Source organism: Priestia sp. YIM B13486 (assembly GCF_042787865.1).
Lineage (GTDB): Bacteria > Bacillota > Bacilli > Bacillales > Bacillaceae_H > Priestia > Priestia megaterium.
In genome coordinates this window covers 124,479-143,640 of sequence record NZ_JBHZOZ010000006.1, presented here as the reverse complement: position 1 = coordinate 143,640, position 19,162 = coordinate 124,479, and the positions used below count along the sequence as shown (strand labels likewise).

Annotated in this window: 22 protein-coding genes and 1 riboswitch; of the genes, 14 read left to right on the top strand and 8 right to left on the bottom strand. The window is 38.1% G+C overall.

Annotation, left to right across the window (positions count from 1 at the left end; translation table 11 throughout):
- Positions 1–97: 97 nt before the first annotated feature.
- The 5 genes from ACFX4G_RS17280 (at position 98) to ACFX4G_RS17260 (ending at position 5,066) form a co-directional block, all read left to right on the top strand.
- Positions 98–1,282 (top strand): pyridoxal phosphate-dependent aminotransferase, encoded by a 1,185-nt coding sequence (locus ACFX4G_RS17280; protein ID WP_013082327.1) that lies wholly within the window; start codon positions 98–100, stop codon positions 1,280–1,282.
- 157 nt (positions 1,283–1,439) lie between these two features.
- Positions 1,440–2,732 carry an asparagine--tRNA ligase gene (gene asnS, locus ACFX4G_RS17275; RefSeq protein ID WP_028407969.1) on the top strand — a complete coding sequence of 431 codons (1,293 nt, stop codon included), beginning with the start codon at positions 1,440–1,442 and terminating at the stop codon, positions 2,730–2,732.
- A 336-nt stretch (positions 2,733–3,068) separates the two neighbouring features.
- On the top strand, positions 3,069–3,776 hold the full coding sequence (locus ACFX4G_RS17270; RefSeq protein ID WP_214986213.1) for a DnaD domain-containing protein: 708 nt from the start codon (positions 3,069–3,071) through the stop codon (positions 3,774–3,776).
- A gap of 140 nt (positions 3,777–3,916) precedes the next feature.
- Positions 3,917–4,588, top strand: coding sequence for an endonuclease III (gene nth / locus ACFX4G_RS17265; protein WP_043979488.1), 672 nt, complete (start codon positions 3,917–3,919; stop codon positions 4,586–4,588).
- A complete protein-coding gene (locus ACFX4G_RS17260) occupies positions 4,575–5,066 on the top strand; it encodes a YpoC family protein (RefSeq protein ID WP_377575888.1) in 492 nt (163 codons plus the stop codon). Before nth ends, ACFX4G_RS17260 begins: the two co-directional genes overlap by 14 nt.
- A gap of 35 nt (positions 5,067–5,101) precedes the next feature.
- On the opposite strand, the gene ACFX4G_RS17255 is transcribed toward ACFX4G_RS17260, so the two are convergent.
- Both ACFX4G_RS17255 and recU read right to left on the bottom strand, forming a co-directional pair.
- Positions 5,102–7,936 (bottom strand): transglycosylase domain-containing protein, encoded by a 2,835-nt coding sequence (locus tag ACFX4G_RS17255; RefSeq protein ID WP_377575885.1) that lies wholly within the window; start codon positions 7,934–7,936, stop codon positions 5,102–5,104.
- Between the two features lie 63 nt (positions 7,937–7,999).
- A complete protein-coding gene (recU, locus tag ACFX4G_RS17250) occupies positions 8,000–8,599 on the bottom strand; it encodes a Holliday junction resolvase RecU (RefSeq protein WP_014460963.1) in 600 nt (199 codons plus the stop codon).
- Between the two features lie 73 nt (positions 8,600–8,672).
- Between recU and ACFX4G_RS17245 the strand changes: the two genes are divergently transcribed.
- Positions 8,673–9,668, top strand: coding sequence for a DUF2515 family protein (locus ACFX4G_RS17245; RefSeq protein WP_377575882.1), 996 nt, complete (start codon positions 8,673–8,675; stop codon positions 9,666–9,668).
- Positions 9,669–9,679: 11 nt separating this feature from the next.
- Here ACFX4G_RS17245 and ACFX4G_RS17240 read toward each other — a convergent pair whose 3' ends face one another.
- A complete protein-coding gene (locus ACFX4G_RS17240) occupies positions 9,680–9,781 on the bottom strand; it encodes a hypothetical protein (protein WP_016763465.1) in 102 nt (33 codons plus the stop codon).
- Between the two features lie 227 nt (positions 9,782–10,008).
- Here ACFX4G_RS17240 and ACFX4G_RS17235 point away from each other — a divergent pair, with 227 nt between their 5' ends.
- Together ACFX4G_RS17235 and ACFX4G_RS17230 are read left to right on the top strand one after the other, a co-directional pair.
- On the top strand, positions 10,009–10,263 hold the full coding sequence (locus ACFX4G_RS17235; protein WP_013056112.1) for a hypothetical protein: 255 nt from the start codon (positions 10,009–10,011) through the stop codon (positions 10,261–10,263).
- Between the two features lie 45 nt (positions 10,264–10,308).
- Positions 10,309–10,659 carry a YppE family protein gene (locus ACFX4G_RS17230; protein ID WP_013056113.1) on the top strand — a complete coding sequence of 117 codons (351 nt, stop codon included), beginning with the start codon at positions 10,309–10,311 and terminating at the stop codon, positions 10,657–10,659.
- A 287-nt stretch (positions 10,660–10,946) separates the two neighbouring features.
- Here the strand turns inward: ACFX4G_RS17230 and ACFX4G_RS17225 are convergent, their stop codons facing one another.
- On the bottom strand, positions 10,947–11,117 hold the full coding sequence (locus ACFX4G_RS17225; RefSeq protein ID WP_013082336.1) for a hypothetical protein: 171 nt from the start codon (positions 11,115–11,117) through the stop codon (positions 10,947–10,949).
- Between the two features lie 125 nt (positions 11,118–11,242).
- Positions 11,243–11,437, bottom strand: a complete 195-nt coding sequence (locus ACFX4G_RS17220) for a YppF family protein (RefSeq protein ID WP_013056115.1) — start codon at positions 11,435–11,437, stop codon at positions 11,243–11,245.
- Positions 11,438–11,666: 229 nt separating this feature from the next.
- On the opposite strand from ACFX4G_RS17220, the gene ACFX4G_RS17215 reads away from it, so the two are divergent.
- Positions 11,667–12,080, top strand: coding sequence for a YppG family protein (locus ACFX4G_RS17215; RefSeq protein ID WP_053487029.1), 414 nt, complete (start codon positions 11,667–11,669; stop codon positions 12,078–12,080).
- 31 nt (positions 12,081–12,111) lie between these two features.
- Here the strand turns inward: ACFX4G_RS17215 and ACFX4G_RS17210 are convergent, their stop codons facing one another.
- The gene (locus ACFX4G_RS17210) at positions 12,112–12,258 is read right to left on the bottom strand and encodes a hypothetical protein (RefSeq protein ID WP_016763466.1); all 147 of its coding nucleotides are present in this window, start codon (positions 12,256–12,258) and stop codon (positions 12,112–12,114) included.
- A gap of 145 nt (positions 12,259–12,403) precedes the next feature.
- Complete coding sequence (locus tag ACFX4G_RS17205; protein WP_377575879.1) at positions 12,404–12,754, bottom strand: CotG/ExsB N-terminal domain-containing protein; 351 nt, start codon at positions 12,752–12,754, stop codon at positions 12,404–12,406.
- Positions 12,755–12,925: 171 nt separating this feature from the next.
- Here ACFX4G_RS17205 and ACFX4G_RS17200 point away from each other — a divergent pair, with 171 nt between their 5' ends.
- From ACFX4G_RS17200 to ACFX4G_RS17180, 5 genes are all read left to right on the top strand, one after another.
- On the top strand, positions 12,926–14,011 hold the full coding sequence (locus ACFX4G_RS17200; protein ID WP_377575876.1) for a CotH kinase family protein: 1,086 nt from the start codon (positions 12,926–12,928) through the stop codon (positions 14,009–14,011).
- Between the two features lie 229 nt (positions 14,012–14,240).
- Positions 14,241–15,299, top strand: a complete 1,059-nt coding sequence (locus ACFX4G_RS17195; protein WP_483879942.1) for a spore coat protein — start codon at positions 14,241–14,243, stop codon at positions 15,297–15,299.
- Between the two features lie 69 nt (positions 15,300–15,368).
- Entirely contained in the window at positions 15,369–16,031 is a 663-nt protein-coding gene (locus ACFX4G_RS17190; protein ID WP_377575870.1) for a DUF2642 domain-containing protein, read from the top strand.
- A 167-nt stretch (positions 16,032–16,198) separates the two neighbouring features.
- Positions 16,199–16,316: riboswitch (SAM riboswitch) on the top strand.
- A gap of 71 nt (positions 16,317–16,387) precedes the next feature.
- A complete protein-coding gene (locus ACFX4G_RS17185; protein ID WP_034653411.1) occupies positions 16,388–17,533 on the top strand; it encodes a trans-sulfuration enzyme family protein in 1,146 nt (381 codons plus the stop codon).
- Complete coding sequence (locus ACFX4G_RS17180) at positions 17,517–18,698, top strand: trans-sulfuration enzyme family protein (protein ID WP_377575867.1); 1,182 nt, start codon at positions 17,517–17,519, stop codon at positions 18,696–18,698. Before ACFX4G_RS17185 ends, ACFX4G_RS17180 begins: the two co-directional genes overlap by 17 nt.
- 182 nt (positions 18,699–18,880) lie before the next feature.
- Here the strand turns inward: ACFX4G_RS17180 and ACFX4G_RS17175 are convergent, their stop codons facing one another.
- Positions 18,881–19,147, bottom strand: a complete 267-nt coding sequence (locus ACFX4G_RS17175; RefSeq protein WP_013082344.1) for a hypothetical protein — start codon at positions 19,145–19,147, stop codon at positions 18,881–18,883.
- Between the last annotated feature and the right edge of the window lie 15 nt (positions 19,148–19,162).

Here is a 19,162-nt window from a genome sequence, read left to right as displayed (position 1 = left end):
ATATAAGGTTTCAGCGCTTTATGAAAATGAAGCCAATTTTTTATCTATAATCAGCTCGCGGGCTGATTATAGCTTTAGTTCATAGGGGGAGATTTTAGTGAAGTTAGCAAAACGTGTATCAGCATTAACGCCATCATCAACATTAGCGATTACAGCAAAAGCGAAAGAATTGAAAGCGGCTGGTCATGATGTGATTGGACTTGGAGCAGGGGAACCTGATTTTAATACGCCGCAGCACATTTTAGAAGCGGCTGTTACAGCAATGAATGATGGTCAGACAAAATATACGCCAGCAGGCGGCCTTGCACCATTAAAAGAAGCGGTAATTGAAAAATTCAAACGCGACCAAGGCCTGACGTATTCACCTTCTGAAATTATTGTTTGTACAGGTGCTAAGCACGCACTGTATACGTTATTTCAAGTTCTGTTAGACGAAGGTGACGAAGTGATTATCCCAACTCCTTACTGGGTGAGTTATCCTGAGCAAGTAAAGTTAGCAGAAGGTACACCAGTATTCGTTGAAGGTTCTGAAAATAACGAATTTAAAATCACACCTGAACAATTAGAAGCGGCTATTACTGCTAAAACCAAAGCTGTTATTATCAATTCACCAAGCAACCCAACAGGTATGATTTACACAAGAGAAGAGCTTCAAGCTTTAGGAGAAGTTTGCTTGAAGCACGATATTTTTATCGTATCAGATGAAATTTATGAAAAGCTTGTATATGGTCAAAATGAACATGTATCGATTGCACAGCTTTCACCAGCGTTAAAAGAAAAAACAATTATCATTAACGGTGTTTCTAAGTCACATTCCATGACGGGCTGGCGCATTGGATATGCAGCTGGTGATGCTACAGTTATTAAAGCGATGACAAACCTAGCGAGTCACAGCACGTCAAATCCAACATCTATTGCTCAATATGCAACAATTGCTGCTTATAACGGCACTCAGGAGCCGGTGGAAATGATGCGACAAGCTTTTGAAGAGCGTCTAAACGTAATTCATGAAAAGCTGATTAATATTCCAGGATTCTCATGCTTAAAACCACAGGGTGCTTTCTACTTATTCCCTAATGCAATTGAAGCTGCAAAGTTAACTGGTTTTGATACAGTTGATGCATGGGTAGAAGCTATTTTAGAAGAAGAGAAGGTAGCGCTAGTGCCTGGATCAGGATTCGGTTCACCAGAAAACGTACGTCTTTCTTATGCTACATCACTAGATTTGCTAGAAAAGGCATTGGAACGAATTCAATCATTCATGACTCGTCACATGAAATAAAAAAGTAACAATAGGTAGAAACAAAAGAGCCTTTTAGCACAAATCACACGTGTTAGAAGGCTCTTTTTGTTTGTTACTTGTTATTATGTTTGTCGAAATGTATAATAGGATGGCATACATAATTACGAAATGTAAGTTTTTTGGAGGGATATTAATCGTGAAAATTACGATTTCAGAAGCAAGCAAGCATGTAGGAAAAGAAGTAACAATTGGTGCTTGGTTAGCGAATAAACGTTCAAGTGGTAAAATTGCCTTTTTACAGCTGCGCGATGGATCAGGATTTATGCAAGGGGTAGTTGTAAAAGCTGAAGTAGAAGAAGAAACTTTTAAATTAGCTAAATCTATGACGCAAGAATCATCACTATATGTAACAGGTGTAGTACGTGAAGATGAGCGCTCACCGTTTGGCTATGAATTAACAGTTACAAGCCTTGAAGTTATTCATGAAGCTGTTGATTATCCAATTACGCCAAAAGAACATGGAACAGAGTTCTTAATGGATAACCGTCATTTATGGCTGCGTTCTAAACGTCAACATGCTGTTATGAAGGTTCGTAACGAAATTATTCGTGCAACGTATGAATTCTTTAACGAAAACGGGTTTACAAAAGTAGATCCGCCAATCCTAACAGGAAGTGCTCCTGAAGGAACAACAGAATTATTCCACACGAAATATTTTGACGAAGATGCATATCTTTCTCAAAGTGGACAGCTTTATATGGAAGCAGCGGCAATGGCTCTTGGAAAAGTATTTTCATTCGGTCCAACGTTCCGTGCTGAAAAATCTAAAACACGCCGTCATTTAATTGAGTTTTGGATGATTGAACCAGAGATGGCTTTCTACCAATTCGAAGATAACTTGAAAGTACAGGAAGAGTATGTGTCTCATGTCGTACAGTCTGTTTTAACAAACTGTAAGTTAGAGTTAAATGTACTAGGCCGTGATACATCTAAGTTAGAACAAATTAAAGCGCCATTCCCTCGTATTTCGTACGATGACGCTCTTAAATTCTTACATGAAAAAGGATTTACAGACATTCAGTGGGGAGATGACTTTGGAGCACCGCATGAAACGGCTATCGCAGAAAGCTATGACAAGCCGGTATTCATTACACACTATCCAACGTCATTAAAACCATTTTATATGCAGCCAGATCCAACAAATGAAGACGTAGTATTATGCGCAGATTTAATCGCACCAGAAGGCTACGGAGAAATCATTGGAGGCTCTGAACGTATTCATGATCAAGAGCTTTTAGCTCAGCGTGTAGAAGAGCACAAATTAGATACTGAAACGTATAAGTGGTATTTAGAGCTTCGTAAGTATGGCTCAGTTCCACATTCAGGATTTGGTTTAGGCCTTGAGCGTACGGTAGCATGGATTAGCGGCGTAGAACACGTTCGTGAAACGATTCCATTCCCACGCTTATTAAACCGTCTATACCCGTAAGGAAGTGAAAAAAGTATTCTGACTCTTGTAGTCAGGATACTTTTTTAGCTTTTTTTATGAATTATAAAAAGAAAAGAAAAACGAGGCTTTTACTTATATCGTAAGGAAACAAAGGCAAACATAGAAAAGAGCCTAACTTAAAAGGGAGTTGCAATTCTCGAAAAAATAAGTTAGTGTAATATTCTTGGAAGGAAGTCATCGTTCGTATATATTTTATATGTGCAGAGCAATGGTACGGTTTCAGCGGAAAGTTTTACATAGAAGCTTTTTTAGCTTCGAATAATTATTACTTTGACTATAAACTTCATGATATACTAACTACTGAGGTGTTCGGATATGAAAAAAGAAACGTTAATTGAATGGTTTGAACAAGGCACAGTTTCAATTCCGAAGCTGCTGTTTAATCACTATAGCGATTTGGGAATGAACGAAACGGAATTCATGACGTTAATGCATATTTATGTTTCCATTGAAGGCGGTGAAGGTTTCCCGACACCTAACGAATTGGCGGCAAAAATGAGTATTTCAAGTGCTGTCTGTATGGATACGCTGCGAGCATTAATTCAGCGCGGCTTTTTATCTATTGAGCAAGATCAACAGCAAAACGCCCTTATTTGTGAACGTTATTCATTAAAACCGCTTTGGGAAAAGCTTATTCATCATATGATGCAAGAAACAAAAGAAGTAGAAAAAAGTGAAGAAGAACAAGAAGAGCTTAATTTATATACAATGTTTGAAAAAGAGTTCGGCAGAGCATTGTCTCCGTTTGAATGCGAAACTCTAGCGATGTGGATTGATCAAGATCATCATGATCCCATTATTATTAAAGCGGCACTAAGAGAGTCGGTGATGTCTGGAAAATTAAACTTCCGGTATATTGATCGGATTTTATTTGAATGGAAGAAAAATGGTATTCAGACCATTGATCAAGCCCGCAAGCATAGCCAAAAATTTCGTCAAAATCAACAGCCCAAAAAACTATCTTCTGTTAACCCTTCTCAGTCTACATCAGCCATTCCTTTTTTTAACTGGCTAGAGCAATGACAGGATAAAAAGCTGCTTCAAGATCCAAGTAATTGAATCTTGAAGCAGCTTTTTTAAAAGAATATGGACAAAAGTAGCATTTGACAGGAACCCTATTGTAAAATAGGAGGGAACTACCTGTAAGGAGAAGGAGAACTAGTATGTTAACGTTAAAACAAATCAGACAGTGCCTAGATGCTATGGCGGAAATGTTTCCTGACGCCCACTGTGAGTTAAATCATCGGAATCCCTTTGATTTAGTCATTGCTGTGGCGTTATCTGCTCAGTGCACAGATGCTCTAGTCAACCGCGTAACAGCGGATTTATTCAAAAAATATCAAACGCCTGAAGACTATTTAGCCGTTTCGTTAGAAGAGCTGCAGCAAGATATTAGATCAATCGGCTTATATAGAAACAAAGCTAAAAATATTCAAAAGCTCTGCCGTATGCTCATTGATGAGTATGGAGGAGAAGTTCCAACAGATCGTGATGAGCTGACCAATCTTCCAGGAGTAGGGCGTAAGACGGCTAATGTTGTTGTATCCGTAGCTTTTGGAGTACCGTCAATAGCAGTAGATACGCATGTAGAACGTGTAAGTAAACGCCTTGGGATTTGCAGGTGGAAAGATTCTGTTTTGGAAGTAGAAAAAACGCTAATGAGAAAAGTTCCGAAAGATGAATGGTCAGTCACGCATCATCGACTTATCTTTTTTGGACGCTATCACTGTAAAGCACAGTCTCCTCAATGTCATGTCTGCCCGCTTCTTGATCTTTGCCGAGAAGGAAAGAAACGAATGAAAGGAAGAGAGAAGAAGACAGATGTTACCGATTGAAGTGCCGTCACATTTCATATGCGAACCATTCTATTCAAAAGAAGACCGGATTCTTGAAGTGGGTGGAAAAAATTATTTTGCTTATGATATTTTATACGATGTACATAAAGAAACGAAAACACCTTGGAGGGATGTTCAAAAGAACATACGGCCATTTTTTGAAAAGTGGGAAACTCAAAGGGAAGAACTGTATACGCTTTTTTCTCTGCGAAAAGCAAAAGAAGCAGCCCCTTGTATGAAACAAGCTGCTGCTATGTATATTAGTTTACTGTTTTGGATTAACGGACAGCCCGTTCGGCGTTTAAATCGGCTGCAAGAAGATATAGCGGACCTAATCTATAAGCCTATTAACTGTGCTGAGAGACTTATGTTTTTGCTGCAGCGAGTTTCTTCTTATCAAGCGTATATTCAGCTGACAGAGTTATTTAATGAGCTACGTAAGCAGTATGCAAAAATGCTTATTCTTCACAAGAAATAAAGCCCCTACACGTGTAGGGGCTTTTTACTGCTACGTTAATTTTCAGTTGTTGGCTCTTGCTGCGGTGTAGCAGGTGTTGACGGCGTCGATGGTGTAGCAGGGGTTGTTGGTGGTGTCTGACTTCCTGAGTCACTTCCACCGTTGTCTGCTGGAGGAGTTGTTGTGCCTCCGTTATTACTGTTGTTGCCGCTGTTACCATCGTTAGCATTGCCGCTATCATTATTGTTATTATTGTTATTATCGGTATTGCCGCTATTGTTACCGCCGTTATTGCTGCCATTATTGTTGTTTTGGTTATCATCCGGCTGAGTAGATGAATCGTCCCCTTGATCAGAGCCGTTGTTTTGATCAGTGTTGCTATTGTCTTCATTTTGATTATCGTCCGTTGTTCCGTCATCTTCAGGCTTAGTAGAATCATCTTCGGTAGCTTGATCTGATGAATCAGGGACTTTTACAGAAGAACTAGCGCTTTCGCCCGTATTTGTTGTTACGGTGAAACTATACGTTGCGCCTGGTGCTGGGTTGGAAATTGTTTTTCCACCGGCTCCTGCGCCAGATGCGAGTTGTTCAGAACCGTTAGGAGATGACATTGTGACTGTAAAGGTCGTATCACTGGCTGCGTTTGACGCTGACCAGTTAACTGAAATTGCTCCTCCGCTATACGAAGCAGTAATTTTTGGCTTCACATCTTTATTGTCTTTTTTCTCTTTTATGTCCTCTTTTTTATCTTCTTTCTTTTCTTCTTTTTCTTTCTTCACAAACGTTTGAGATACTTTTGTCGGTGCAGTACCGCGTACAAAGTATTCTTTAGTAATTAAGCTCGAAGGAGTAGAGCCGCTTGGGCGTTTTAAGTCTTTGCCCGTTGGTTTTTCCACGGAACGTTCAACTACGCTGTCCGGCTGCTTGAAACTTCCTTTAGGTTTGCCTTCAGAAATATGAGTAATAACATGCTTAAAGATATTTTTTGCCATGCCTGTTTCATTAGGACTTAAAATATAGCCGTCTTTAGCAGTTTCATAGCCTGTCCATACGGAAATCGTATAGTTTGGCGTAAACCCATTAAACCAAACGTCTTTTTCACCAGCGTCTGGAATGTTGTATCGTTTTTTCTCGTCAGCACTAAAGTTTGAAGTTCCGGTTTTACCCGCAATTTCTAATCCAGGTGTACGAACAGCACGAGCTGTACCATATGATTCGTTTACAACAGATTTCATCATGTCCGTCATCATAAATGCCGTGTAATCTTGCATTGCGCGTTTTGATTTTGGTGTTAAATCAATTTCTGTTCCATCTGGGAATTTTACCTTTGTCACTGTATGAGGTGCATTGTACATACCTTCATTTGCAAAAGCGCTATAGGCTCCAGCCATTTGTAGCGGTGTAACACCTGTACGGAAGCCTCCGATAGAATAAGATTCAGAATAAGCTTCGCCATCTTCTTCGTCTAATTTTAGCCCAAGGCCAGTAGCAAACTCTTTTGCTTTGTCTGCCCCGGTTGCTTGAAACGCTTTTAAAGCAGGGATGTTCAGTGAGCGTCCTAAAGCTTCACGCGCTGAAACCCACCCTTTATAATTGCGTCCGAAATTTCGGATTGGTGTGCCGTTTGAATAATGATATTCTTCATCTTTTATCGGTTGTCCAGTGGACCACTTTAAGTTCTCAATCGCTGGGCCGTAATCTAAGATCGGTTTAATGGTTGAGCCGGGCTGGCGTCTCATATTTGTTGCAAAGTTTAAGCCGCCTGACACACGATTACGTCCGCCTCCAATTGCTTGAATACCGCCTGTTTCATTATCTACAACGACAAGACCTGCTTGGAATTTATCATTCGGGAAGTTGACTACTTTGTTATTCATCACATCATCCACATAGTCCTGAGCATTAGTGTCAAGCGTTGTATAAATTTCTAAGCCCGCAGAAAATGGATCTGCGTCTGTTTTCTTTTTTACTTCTTCGATTACTTGATCAATAAATACATCGTACTTAGATGTTGATTCAGTTTGTTTAGCTAAGTGAGCTTGTACATCTACTTGTTTTGCTTTGTCTGCCTCGGCTTGTGTAATGAAGCCGTTCTTAGCCATTAAGTTCAATACTGTGTTACGGCGTTTAGTAGCATTCTCTGGGTTTGTAACTGGGTTATAAGTAGTTGGCGCTTTTGGTAAGCCTGCCAACATAGCAGCTTCATCAAGAGTTAAATCTTTTACGCTTTTAACTCCGTAAAATTTCTCAGCTGCTCGTTCAATACCGTATACTTCACCTGATGCGAAATATATTTTGTTTAAATACATTTCAAGAATTTGTTGCTTGGAATATTTACGCTCAAGCTGGTAAGCTAACCACATTTCTTGTACTTTACGTTTAACCGTCTTCTTTGGTGATAAGAACGAATTCTTTACCACTTGCTGAGTAATCGTACTACCGCCCTCAGCACCGAAGCCGTTTTTAAAGTTCGCCATTAATGCTCCGCCAATTCGGTAAAAGTCGACGCCGTGATGTTTATAAAAACGAACGTCTTCCGTAGCGATAAATGCGTTTTTGACGACTTGAGGGATTTCATCGTATTGCACATATGTACGTTTTTGAGCTCCAATTTCTTTTACAACTGTCTTTCCATCGTTTGCATATACTTTAGATGAAAAAGAGTTTTTTAATACCGAGTCATCAACTTTTGGAGCATCGCTTATCATAGCAAAAAAAGTTCCCACTCCGGCAATGAGCCCGATGATTCCTATCAGTAAAACTGCGGCAACAATTTTACGAAATAGGCCTCCTTTTTTCTTCTTTTTCGGTTTTCCTTGAGATTTACCTTCTGGTTTGTTGTCATTCAAAGCTCTTCGTCGTTCTTCACGAGAGCGATAATTATCTGACATAAAAACTCCTACCTTTCAACGCATTGTAAGAGAATGATTTCCGTAAACATATATATCATACTCTTAAAAGTATAATTTATCTATAGTTTTTATGTAATCGATTCTCGGATGGTAACCAAGTTCGATGAAATGTCCTTTTTTTTCAATATCTGCCTTAGGGATTGATTTTCGTCCATCTTTTTTCATGGCATCCCAATAAGGAAAAAGGAACTGTGCTTCGAACAAGTATATTTCTTGTAAAGTAGAGAACATTAATATAACGAAACAAATCCCGTTTTGTTTCACAATTTGCTTCATATGTTCAATTTGATGTTCATGAAAATTACGCAGCGGAAATGAGGTTTTATTTCTCGTTTCTTTTGCTTCAAAGTCAAGGTGTTTTCCTTTATAGACTCCATTATAGTCTGTAGTAGAAGCCTGTTTAAAATAAGCTTCTTTAATAACAGCGGCACTTCTCTTCGGATAGTCTACTTTTACAATTTGAACAGGGGTTGGTTTTTTGTGAACAATGGCTATTCCTTTTGAAACATAGTATTCGTTTGTTTCGTTTAAATCGTCCTCCAGCGTCATACCACGATTGCTATAGCTAGCTTCTAGCTTTTTAGGGGAAGGACTGCTGGTATTCAATGGCTTATAGGCCTTTCCGTTAGGATAGCGAATCATAACCATCACTCCTTTAGTGTAAATCTATTAAACAAACAAATTCTATTATACCAAATCCTACAAATAAAAATAGATGAAAGAAGATGAAGAGATGTCACTCAATAGTTCGGAACAAGCGCTGTTGACGGCGATTAAAAAAACCACAGACAAGCTGAATATTGATAATATATCAAGAACCCAGGCTTATGCAACTTTTTATCATAGATATCCTGAAGTAAAGTGGGCATTTCTCGCAAGTATGGTGTCACGAAACGCAGGATGGAATATGTGTGATTTGCAAGGGGAAAACATGAAAAAAGCGTTATCAAAGCAAACGCGCGATTTATTATTTTTGACGTATGAAAGAGCAAATTGGCTTATTTTTAAAGATGTCTTCCCACAATTACTATTGTATGCTGTTTCACGTAAAAAACATGTCTCTTACGTGCATTTACTTCCCTATTTAAATGTTTCATCTTTTATCGAAGAGAAGTGGAGACAATTTATGCACAGACCTTGTGAACTGCAGCTTATTCATGCGTTAATTGTGAATGAGCAGCATGTCATTCAACAGCCCGTTATTGAACAACCTTTTTATCAAGATAGAGTGTTTAAAAGTACGCTGTTTTTTTTTCAAGATATATTCCACTTTAGTTCCGTCCTTTTTCCTACTACAAAAGGGGAATTATACGGTTGTTCTGTTCATGATTTTACAAAAGTAAATAATCGGATTGATTTGGGGAAGAAATTAGCGGCTTTATTATTTCATGAAAAGTATTATCCCTTGTTTTATGAATTTTCTTTGAAAACAAAGCATACGGGTTCGAGATACGATTATGAGCAGTATTTTGTGAATAAAACCAGTTGCCGTACACCTGCTCTTCGAAAGGTGTATCCGGCTATCAGACATCATGAAAAGAAGAGAGAAGAGTGGTTTTTAAAGAAAAAAGAGGAACAAAAGCTCATGAAAAAGCCGTCTTTTCCAAAGAAAGTTCATTTTACAAAGTGGTATCTTCAAAAGCAAAAACAGCTGTATATATTAATGAAAGTAGCGCAAGTATTTAATGTAAATAAAAACGGTCACAAGTGACCGTTTTGTTCTTAAGTAGAAGGCTGGTTAGGACCGTTTAACTTTTTAGGATCACCGTAGGTTTTTGTTTCAGGCTTATTTTTAGGCTGTGATTTTTGCTGTTTGTTGGCCATATCTAGGCACCTCCTATCATGTTGTAATAAACGTTCAGCAGCGGAATGTATCTGCTTAGCTGAAATGTCTATACTAGTGTTTTCAATATGTTCACTTTCGATTCACCATAAATGAAAATGTCGAAAACATCTTTCTTTGACGAATAGAAACTAGTTTTGTCATGTGTGAAGGGACAATGAAGAAAAGAGAGAATACGTTATGCAAAGGAAAATTTGGAGGGATGGCGATGAAACAAAGTATGGTTAAAACAAGCGAAATGATGACTTTATTAGATAGCTTACTAGAGCAAGTAGATTTAGTGGATAAAACGATGTCTACATCTATAAATGAAGCATTTACACATTGTGAAGAAACATATATGGAACAAGTTCATCGCATTGACCAATCACTGCAAGAAATTGAAGTAGCTGTGTATGAAAGCATGCCTTCCGAAACAGAATGGAATAGAAGCCGAAGAGAAATGGTTCTTCATACAGTATAAAGACTGTTTATGTTACAATAGTCATCGTAGAGGTGACGAATAACGATGAATGAAGATGTGAAAAAAAGTACGGAGATCATGTTTCAATATAATGAAGTAGCTGTAGAACGATTAGCGTCTATTCAACAGGAAGAAAATTATGAAGTGAAATTTTTTGAAGAAGTAAAGCCTTATGGAGATATTTTCTTCAAAGAACTTGATGAATGGGCTAGTCTCGTAACGGAATGGCTGAAGAAAGAGCGACCAAAATATATTCATGTTAATCAAGTAGAGACGTTAAAAGAAAATTTACAAAACGTTGTACTACAGTCGTTTTATCCCGAGACGCGAGAAAAGCGATTTAAAAAGATGTATCACTCAAATAAGTATGTGCTCGAGTCGATATTGAATAATTAATCCCGGCCTTCCGTTGAGACTTATAAGGTGGGGATTTTCTATGTATGAGATTGTGACAAAAGTATTTTACACGAAATGAAAAACGAACTATCGATCAAAATTTTTGATTCGTAGTTCGTTTTTTTTGATGAGAAGCATAGGTTTCATTTGTTTTGTTCCTTCTAGCAGTTGATTGGAAATCAACTGCGGTGTCATAAGCGGTTCAGCTCATGTATCCCATTTGTTCGTCTCAAGATTGGATTCATTTTGTTATGTCCCAGCCTCTTTTTATCATATCAATCAAAAAGTTAATCAAAATCTTTTTGAGATTGGATAGAAACAGCTGGGTGATCTTGTGAAGCGACTGTATCGATATGATAATCAACTTTTTCAGTATGTTTAGAAGCAACGGCGTTATTTGTTTTAGTTGCTGCACTTTGGCCTTGCTTTTTATGATCAAAATGTTTTCCACGACTCATGAGATAGACCTCCTTTATTGAATACTACGTTAAAGCTTTTATAGTATAAACAAGTCAAAAAAGAAGTATGTGTCCACTTTATAGGAAACAAAGAAACCACCGATTTCTCGGTGGTAGTAAAAAAATTAATCATCTTGTGCACTAAAATCGGGCTTAGTAGCTCCAATTTGTTCGAGTTCACGTACAGCGGCTTTGTAATTCATAGGAGTTAAAAAACCTTTTAAATACTGCTGCTGAGCAAAATCGAGTAATTCATTACTTGACTGCGGCTCATACTGTTTCACCGCAATAAAAGCTTCTTGAAGTTCGTTCACATACATGTAAATTCCCTCCTAATCCCCATTTGTGCCACTACGTATCGTAGTATCACTTGTTCTTATCGTACCATATATTTAAATAATCTCGTTTTTTTGAAAAATTTAAACTTTCGACAGAAACCTACATATTTTTGAATGTGTTTTCCAAAAGTACAAGTAGACGAACGTCACCTCTTATTTCTGCATACATACTATATATTATGTAATATTGAAAAGGAGGTATTGATTTTGCATGTATACAAGTAAGCATTATCCGTATTATGAGCAACATCAACCAGAACGTTTTGATTTAAGTCAGGTACATCCATTTCCGCAGTATCATCAGCAGCCATGGACGGAAGCTTATATGCCGCAACATCCGTACGCTCAGCAACAAATGCCTTTTGGTCCTCAGCAAATTCCCTATATGAACGGAATGTACCAGCAGCCCCTGTACAATAATGCAGGTGCGCCTTTTAATCCATACCCTAAAGCTCAGCAACAAAAGCCTCAGCCTTCTCAATTTCAGTCATTAATGTCTCAGTTTAAATCGAGTGATGGCAATTACGATATGAACAAGATGATGAATACTGCGGGGCAGATGATGGGAGCCATGAACCAATTAACATCCCTAGTAAAAGGGTTTTCCGGGATTTTCAAAGTATAAGGACTAGAAGGTGTTTTCTAGTCCCTGCTTATTATTTTTTCTTTTGATTTTTCAAATAGGTTTCTCCAAGAAGTGTAAATACTTCATTGTAAGTTAATCCAGACTGAGCATTTAAACGTTTAACTTCTTCGACATCTGTTGTTGATGAAGTTGAAATTTGATGCTTGCTTTTTTTCATAAAACCTCTCCTTCTCTATGTAAAATGAATAACATCGCATCTTAGTATATTTCCAAATGTGCTTGTTCTATAAGTGGAAAAAAACGCCGAAGACACTCATGGTTCTTCGGCGTTTTTTTTCAATAAAGATGAATGTTTAGAGAAATTAAGAACGACGAGAGCGGCGAGTAGAACGACGAGAGCGGCGAGTAGAACGACGAGAGCGACGAGTAGAACGACGAGAGCGGCGAGTAGAACGACGAGAGCGGCGAGTAGAACGACGAGAGCGGCGAGTAGAACGACGAGAGCGGCGAGTAGAACGATGAGAGCGGCGAGTAGAACGATGAGAGCGGCGAGTAGAACGACGAGAGCCGCGGGTAGAACGGCGAGTGCTACGAGAAGAGCGACGCTTTCTTGTTAGTGGACCGGCAGTTGGCTCTTGAAACATAAAAGATTTTAATTCTGTACATTCTAGAGCTTCAGCAGCCTCTTTAATTTTTTCAGCTGTAATATGCAATACAAAAACCTCCTTGTCAATTGGACTAGGTCTTGCATTAATAGAATACGCACTGATGCTTGTCCTTGATATGAGTCAAAAGTGGAGTTTGCACAAATAGTTGATGCGGTGGGGTATCATGGAGAATTTACCCTTCATATACTTTAATAATTGAAGAAAGGTGGTCGAATAATGAAGCAAAAAGAAATCCCTCAATACGCTCTGTTTGTGAATGTAAAAGATTTAAAAGAAATGCAAAGAGATATTTGGTCAGAAGAAGCGGTTCAGGCAACGATGAAGTTTAACAAAAAACGCTACGATATTGATTTGCTGCTAAGAGGCTCCCATATTCGGAAGATGAAGAAAAAGTCATATTATATTGAATTTTATTCTCCAAAAATATTTCAGCGCGCCAAAGAAATACACCTAAACGCCGAATACAAAGATCCATCACTTATGCGCAACAAATTGTCCCTCGATTTTTTCTCCTCTTTAGACGTTTTATCTCCTCACTCTCAGTTTGTCACTCTTAAGATTAATGGGAAAAATGAAGGGATATATCTTCAGCTCGAATCGGTAGATGAACTATTTTTGAAAAAAAGAAATTTAGCGGATGGATCCATATTTTATGCAGTGGACGGAGATGCTAATTTTTCTTTGATGAGCGATTTGGATAAAAGGCCGAAAACAACTTTGTTATCTGGATATGAAGATAAAGCAGTGAAAGAAGGGGATGAGGAAAAATTAGAAAAGTTTATATTTAATCTTAATACGTGGACAAATACGGAATTCGAACAGAATATTGAGAAGTATCTGAACGTCGACCGCTACTTATCTTGGTTAGTCGGTATTATTTGTATGCAGAATTACGACGGTTTTGTCCATAACTATGCCCTCTATCTAAATCATGAAAGCGGGCGCTTTGAACTGATTCCATGGGATTATGATGCAACTTGGGGAAGAGATGTAAATGGAAAAGTAATGGAAGGAGACTATGTCCGTGCACAAGGATTTAATACGCTTACGGCTCGCTTACTGGCGGTGAACAGCATTAAAAAGCGATATATTCAAAAAATGAACAATGTTCTAAATAATCAATTTACAACAGAATGCATGAAACCAATCATTTATCAACTGCATGAGTATATTGCTCCCTATGTATTAAAAGATCCTTACGTAAAAGATAACTTGGAACAATTTTATAAAGAACCCGAATTTATGCTGTCTTTTATAAAAGAACGAACAGCGTATATTGAAAATAACCTTTTGACTCTTTAAAAAGAGATAGATTTATAGGCAATTTATAGGCAACAGTGGATTTTGTTAATAATAGGCAAATGCAGGAAATCAATAGCTGTACATGATACGTATATATACAGTATGAATGACCAATAAGGATAACTAATAAGGAGGAAAAACAATGAGTAACTATTACTATGGCCAAGAACAAGGGCAAAATCAAAATCCACGCCAAAAATCAAGCCAAAAACGCAGCCAAAATACACAAATGCCTGATAAAGGCTATTCTTCTCACTTCAAACCCCTAAAAGGAAGAGTGGTGACCGTTTATCGTGGAGGACCTGAATCTAAAACAGGTTATTTGGTTGACGTGCAATCAGATTATTTAATCTTAGCAGTGGAAAGCAACAATAACAATAATAACAATAATGGTGAAAATAACAACCAAAACAACCAAAATAACCAAAATAATAATCAACAAGAATATACACTTGTATATTATCACTTAGCACATGTAAAAAGTATTACTGAAGATACTATGTCAAATTCGGCACAAACGTTTACTGGAATTAGCACAGAATTAGAGTTATATCGAGGAAAAACTTTTGCTACAACTTTATCATTGATGAAAACTAAATATGTGCAGGTTAACCAAGGTGGACCTGAGAAAAAAGCAGGTCAGCTTCTTGATGTCTTAGGTTCATTTGAATCTGCTTATATAGTATTGCTCACAGAGGACGACGGTGTCATCTATATTAATACTGAACACGTTAAGAGTGTGAGTGAATATCAAAACAACAATGGAGATCAAGCTAATCAATCTGCAAATGAACTCTTAGTGAGCCAAGAACCAGAATATATGAAATCCAAAAGCTTTAACGATCTTTTTGCCCACCTTTCTCATAAATGGGTATCAATCAATAATGGAGGACCTGAAGCTGTAGAGGGCGTGTTAGTACAAAGCCGAAATGGTACATTTACACTTGTGCAGAATAATCAAGTATTACGCTTACAGCCAAGACACGTTAAAACCATTTGTGTAGGAGCAAAAGGGGCTTTTAAGCAAAACGATAACAATCAAAATAATAATGAAGAAACAGAAGGAAATGGAGAGACTGAAGCTGCAAAGTCTACAGAAGAACGTACAGGAAGTCGCACGGGCGGACGTAAGGGAAGCCGCACAGGTGGACGCACAGACAATCGCTCTCAAGGACGCCGTACGGGAGGACGCACAGGCGATCGCTCAGGAAGACGCCGTACGGATTCACGCTCTTCAGCACCGGCCGAGAAAGTTATTAAAACGAAAAATTATCGTTGGAAAGCATGATGAAATGGAACATAAAAGGTGCTTATAAAGCACCTTTTCTATCATATAGAAAAAAGGAGGAGAATGAGTATGAGTATGAATCATTATATCGATAAAATTGTGGAGTTAGATATTTCAGGTAAAACGACATTTGTTGGCAGACTTATTGATCTTGGATTAGATATTATGGTTTTGTATAATGGACATGATTATTTGTATATTCCTCTTTTACACATGCATCGTTTGCGGGAAGTATCGGAAGAAGACTATACGGTTTTACGTGAAATAGAAGAGAACTTAATAGAAGAAAGTCAGCGGATTTCTTATCGTAATATTTTACAGCAGGCAAAAGGGAAATTTATTGAAATTTATGTAACGGGAGGGAAATCATTGCATGGCTATATCACAAGCGTGCTGAATGATTATCTTGTGTTTTATTCTCCAGTGTATAAAAATGTCTTTGTTTCTCTGCATCATTTGAAATGGCTTACCCCTTACAGCAATGAGTTGACCCCTTATTCTTTAAGTGACAAAGAGCTCCCAGTAAGGCCCGCCTCTGCACCTTTTGTCAGAAACTTTGAAGAGCAGCTTAAAAAATATGAAAATCAACTGGTCGTATTAGATTTAGGGGATCAATCAGAAAAAATTGGCGTACTTAAAGAAGTTTCTAATAATATTGTTGAACTAATTACGGCAAATGGAGAAAGTGTGTATTGGAAGTTAGCTCACGTAAAATCTGTGCACTTGCCTTAGAAAAAGAGACCTCGCTTTCGTCTCTTTTTTTTATGTGCTTATCAGGACAAGTATATTGAATAAACAAATGAGATGATTTAAATTTTTTAGAAAATTATGTTGACAATAAAGAAAATCTTTATTAAAGTTATTAACAACAAACGTTAACCACTAACAATTATATAGAACTCTTATCAAGAGTGGCGGAGGGACTGGCCCTGCGATGCCCGGCAACCATCAAATGAAACATTCATTTGAACGGTGCTAATTCCTGTGGAACATCAGTATTGTTCTAACAGATGAGAGAAATCGTGTATAAACGAACACTCTTTCATCTGTGAAGAGTGTTTTTTATTTTGAGTTAAGGAGAGAAATAGATGAAAATTGAAACTTTATTAGTTCGTTCAGGAGTAGGTCGTGACCCTTCAACAGGTTCTATTACAACACCCATTTACCAAGCATCAACATTTGCTCATCCTGCTTTAGGGCAAAGTACAGGATTTGACTATGCACGTACGGCAAACCCTACTCGTACAGCATTGGAGGAAGCAATTGCTGCTTTGGAAAAAGGAGAAGTAGGAGTAGCATTCGCTTCAGGGATGGCGGGTGTAATGGCAGTTTTAGCACTATTTAAAAACGGAGACCATTTAATTGTATCAGAGGATTTATACGGAGGAACGTACCGGGTACTAAATGAAATCTTTTCAGAGCAAGGAATTACTGTTTCGTACGTCAACACAGCCCATCTCGAGCAAGTAAAAGATGCGCTTCGTCCCAACACAAAAGCTTTATTTATTGAAACACCTACGAATCCAATGATGCACGTGACTGATTTGCCAGAAGCAATTGCGTTAGCTAAACAGCATGATTTGCTTACCATCGTTGACAATACCTTCATGTCCCCTTATTATCAGCGTCCTTTAGAGCTTGGAGCAGATATTGTGATACATAGTGCAAGCAAATACATTGGGGGTCATAATGATGTAGTTGCTGGTCTTGTAGTGGCTCGATGTAGTAGCTTAGGAGAGAAGATTCGTTTTTATCAAAATGCAGCTGGGGCAATCTTAGGTCCACAGGATAGCTGGCTGTTATTACGCGGTGTTAAAACACTAGCGCTTCGTATGGAAAAGCATAATGAAAACGCACTGAAAATTGCAAATTGGCTTACTGCTCATGATCTCGTGGAAAAAGTGTATTACCCTGGTCTTGAAACACATCCAGGCTATGAAATCATGAAGAAACAAGCAACTGGATTTGGAGGCATGATTTCTTTTGCTGTCTCACACCCTGACATCGTGTCAGTACTTTTAGAAAATGTCAAAGTTATTACATTTGCAGAAAGCTTAGGAGGCGTGGAAAGTTTAATGACATTCCCAGCTCGTCAAACACATGCTGATATTCCGGAAGAAATTCGAAATCGTGTCGGAGTAACAAACTGTTTACTGCGATTATCAGTTGGAATTGAGCACGCAGATGATTTAATTAAAGATTTGAAGGAGGCATTTGATGCATACCAACAATAATAAACATAGATTTGGTACGAACTTAATTCATGCAAATACAGGAATTGACGGTCATTTTGGAGCGGTTAACGTACCTATTTATCAGGTATCTACATTTAACCAAGAAGATGAGACGAACAACGGCCGCTATGACTATTCTCGTTCAGGAAATCCAACTCGTGAGGCTTTAGAAAACACCATTGCTCAGCTAGAAAATGGATACGCTGGTTTTGCTTTTTCATCAGGTATGGCTGCTATCTCATCGGTGTTATCTATTTTTGAATCAGGGGATGAAATTTTAGTTTCACATGATACGTACGGCGGGACATATCGTGTATTAACACGGTTATTTTCAAAGTTTGGTATCAAAACAACTTTTGTTGATACAACGAAGGCTGAGAAAGTAGAAGAAGCTATCACAAAAGATACGAAGGCTATTTATATCGAAAGCCCTTCAAATCCATTTTTACAGGTAACGGATATTAAAGCAGTAGCAAGTTTGGCGAAGGAGCGCAACCTCCTTACAATTGTGGATAATACGTTTTTAACACCTTATCTACAGCAGCCGATTGACCTTGGTGTAAATATTGTGATTCATAGTGCTACAAAATATATCAGCGGTCACAGTGACGTCATTGGCGGTCTAGTTGTGGTAAGCGATGAAAAGCTAGCAGAAGAAGTAAAGTTTGTACAAAATGCTTTTGGTGCTATCTTAGGACCGCAGGATTGTTTTTTACTGCTTCGAGGAATTAAGACATTAAAAGTTCGTTTAGATCAGCAGTTAAAAACAGCGCTGCAGTTTGCAGAGTGGCTTGAAGAACAATCTCTAGTGAGCCGTGTATACTACCCGGGCTTAAAAAGCCATCCGGACCACAAACTGATTTCAGAACAAGCAAATGGATACGGAGCTATGATTTCTTTCCAAGTACAGGATGAAAAAGTAGCGCGACATATTTTACAAGGAGTCAAATTGGCTTCAATTGGCGTTAGTCTAGGTGCAGTTGAATCCATTCTAACGCATCCTGCAACAATGTCTCATGCGAGTATCCCAAAAGAAGTGCGTGAAGAAAAAGGAATTACTGATTCACTTCTTCGCCTTTCAGTAGGGTTAGAGGAATTTGAGGATTTGAAGCAAGACTTTAACGCTGTTTTTCAAAGCTTAGAAGAAAAGGCGTTAATTAAATAAAGAAAAGAGACTGGGACAAAAGTATTGTAGTTAAAGTTAAACAAGAACTATTAATCAAAATTACTGATTAATAGTTCTTGTTTTTTGTTGTCACGGTGAACGTAGGTTTCATCTATTTCGTTGCTTCTAGCGGTTCAGTTCCTTTATCCCATTTGTTCGTCTTTACACTAGATTGATATCCGTTATATACAGCTATCTAAAAGGTTTGTGTATAGGGACGTAAGCGCAACTTTTTCATCAGAGGAAAGACTGCTGTTTAGAATTCTTTTTATGCCAAGGTGATATTTTACATACGGTGTTTGCCGGACGCGTGGATGAGTCATTTCATCTTTTAAATCCTTCATAATGGCTTCGTGAAGCTGATCTTCACTTGTCATGGCTTGTTTAGAAGCGAACGAACGGTTCAACCATAGGGTTTGATAAGCTGCTAGTAAATGTTCAGAAGTCATTGTGCAAAGAGCTCC

Bases quoted from the DNA above. Each gene is read 5' to 3' on its own strand.
- ACFX4G_RS17270 (WP_214986213.1), top strand. From the start codon at position 3,069: ATGAAAAAAGAAACGTTAATTGAATGGTTTGAACAAGGCACAGTTTCA.
- nth (WP_043979488.1), top strand. From the start codon at position 3,917: ATGTTAACGTTAAAACAAATCAGACAGTGCCTAGATGCTATGGCGGAA.
- ACFX4G_RS17260 (WP_377575888.1), top strand. From the start codon at position 4,575: ATGTTACCGATTGAAGTGCCGTCACATTTCATATGCGAACCATTCTAT.
- ACFX4G_RS17255 (WP_377575885.1), bottom strand. From the start codon at position 7,936: ATGTCAGATAATTATCGCTCTCGTGAAGAACGACGAAGAGCTTTGAAT.
- recU (WP_014460963.1), bottom strand. From the start codon at position 8,599: ATGATTCGCTATCCTAACGGAAAGGCCTATAAGCCATTGAATACCAGC.
- ACFX4G_RS17245 (WP_377575882.1), top strand. From the start codon at position 8,673: ATGAAAGAAGATGAAGAGATGTCACTCAATAGTTCGGAACAAGCGCTG.
- ACFX4G_RS17240 (WP_016763465.1), bottom strand. From the start codon at position 9,781: ATGGCCAACAAACAGCAAAAATCACAGCCTAAAAATAAGCCTGAAACA.
- ACFX4G_RS17235 (WP_013056112.1), top strand. From the start codon at position 10,009: ATGAAACAAAGTATGGTTAAAACAAGCGAAATGATGACTTTATTAGAT.
- ACFX4G_RS17230 (WP_013056113.1), top strand. From the start codon at position 10,309: ATGAATGAAGATGTGAAAAAAAGTACGGAGATCATGTTTCAATATAAT.
- ACFX4G_RS17225 (WP_013082336.1), bottom strand. From the start codon at position 11,117: ATGAGTCGTGGAAAACATTTTGATCATAAAAAGCAAGGCCAAAGTGCA.
- ACFX4G_RS17220 (WP_013056115.1), bottom strand. From the start codon at position 11,437: ATGTATGTGAACGAACTTCAAGAAGCTTTTATTGCGGTGAAACAGTAT.
- ACFX4G_RS17215 (WP_053487029.1), top strand. From the start codon at position 11,667: ATGTATACAAGTAAGCATTATCCGTATTATGAGCAACATCAACCAGAA.
- ACFX4G_RS17210 (WP_016763466.1), bottom strand. From the start codon at position 12,258: ATGAAAAAAAGCAAGCATCAAATTTCAACTTCATCAACAACAGATGTC.
- ACFX4G_RS17200 (WP_377575876.1), top strand. From the start codon at position 12,926: ATGAAGCAAAAAGAAATCCCTCAATACGCTCTGTTTGTGAATGTAAAA.
- ACFX4G_RS17195 (WP_483879942.1), top strand. From the start codon at position 14,241: ATGCCTGATAAAGGCTATTCTTCTCACTTCAAACCCCTAAAAGGAAGA.
- ACFX4G_RS17190 (WP_377575870.1), top strand. From the start codon at position 15,369: ATGAGTATGAATCATTATATCGATAAAATTGTGGAGTTAGATATTTCA.
- ACFX4G_RS17185 (WP_034653411.1), top strand. From the start codon at position 16,388: ATGAAAATTGAAACTTTATTAGTTCGTTCAGGAGTAGGTCGTGACCCT.
- ACFX4G_RS17180 (WP_377575867.1), top strand. From the start codon at position 17,517: ATGCATACCAACAATAATAAACATAGATTTGGTACGAACTTAATTCAT.
- ACFX4G_RS17175 (WP_013082344.1), bottom strand. From the start codon at position 19,147: ATGACTTCTGAACATTTACTAGCAGCTTATCAAACCCTATGGTTGAAC.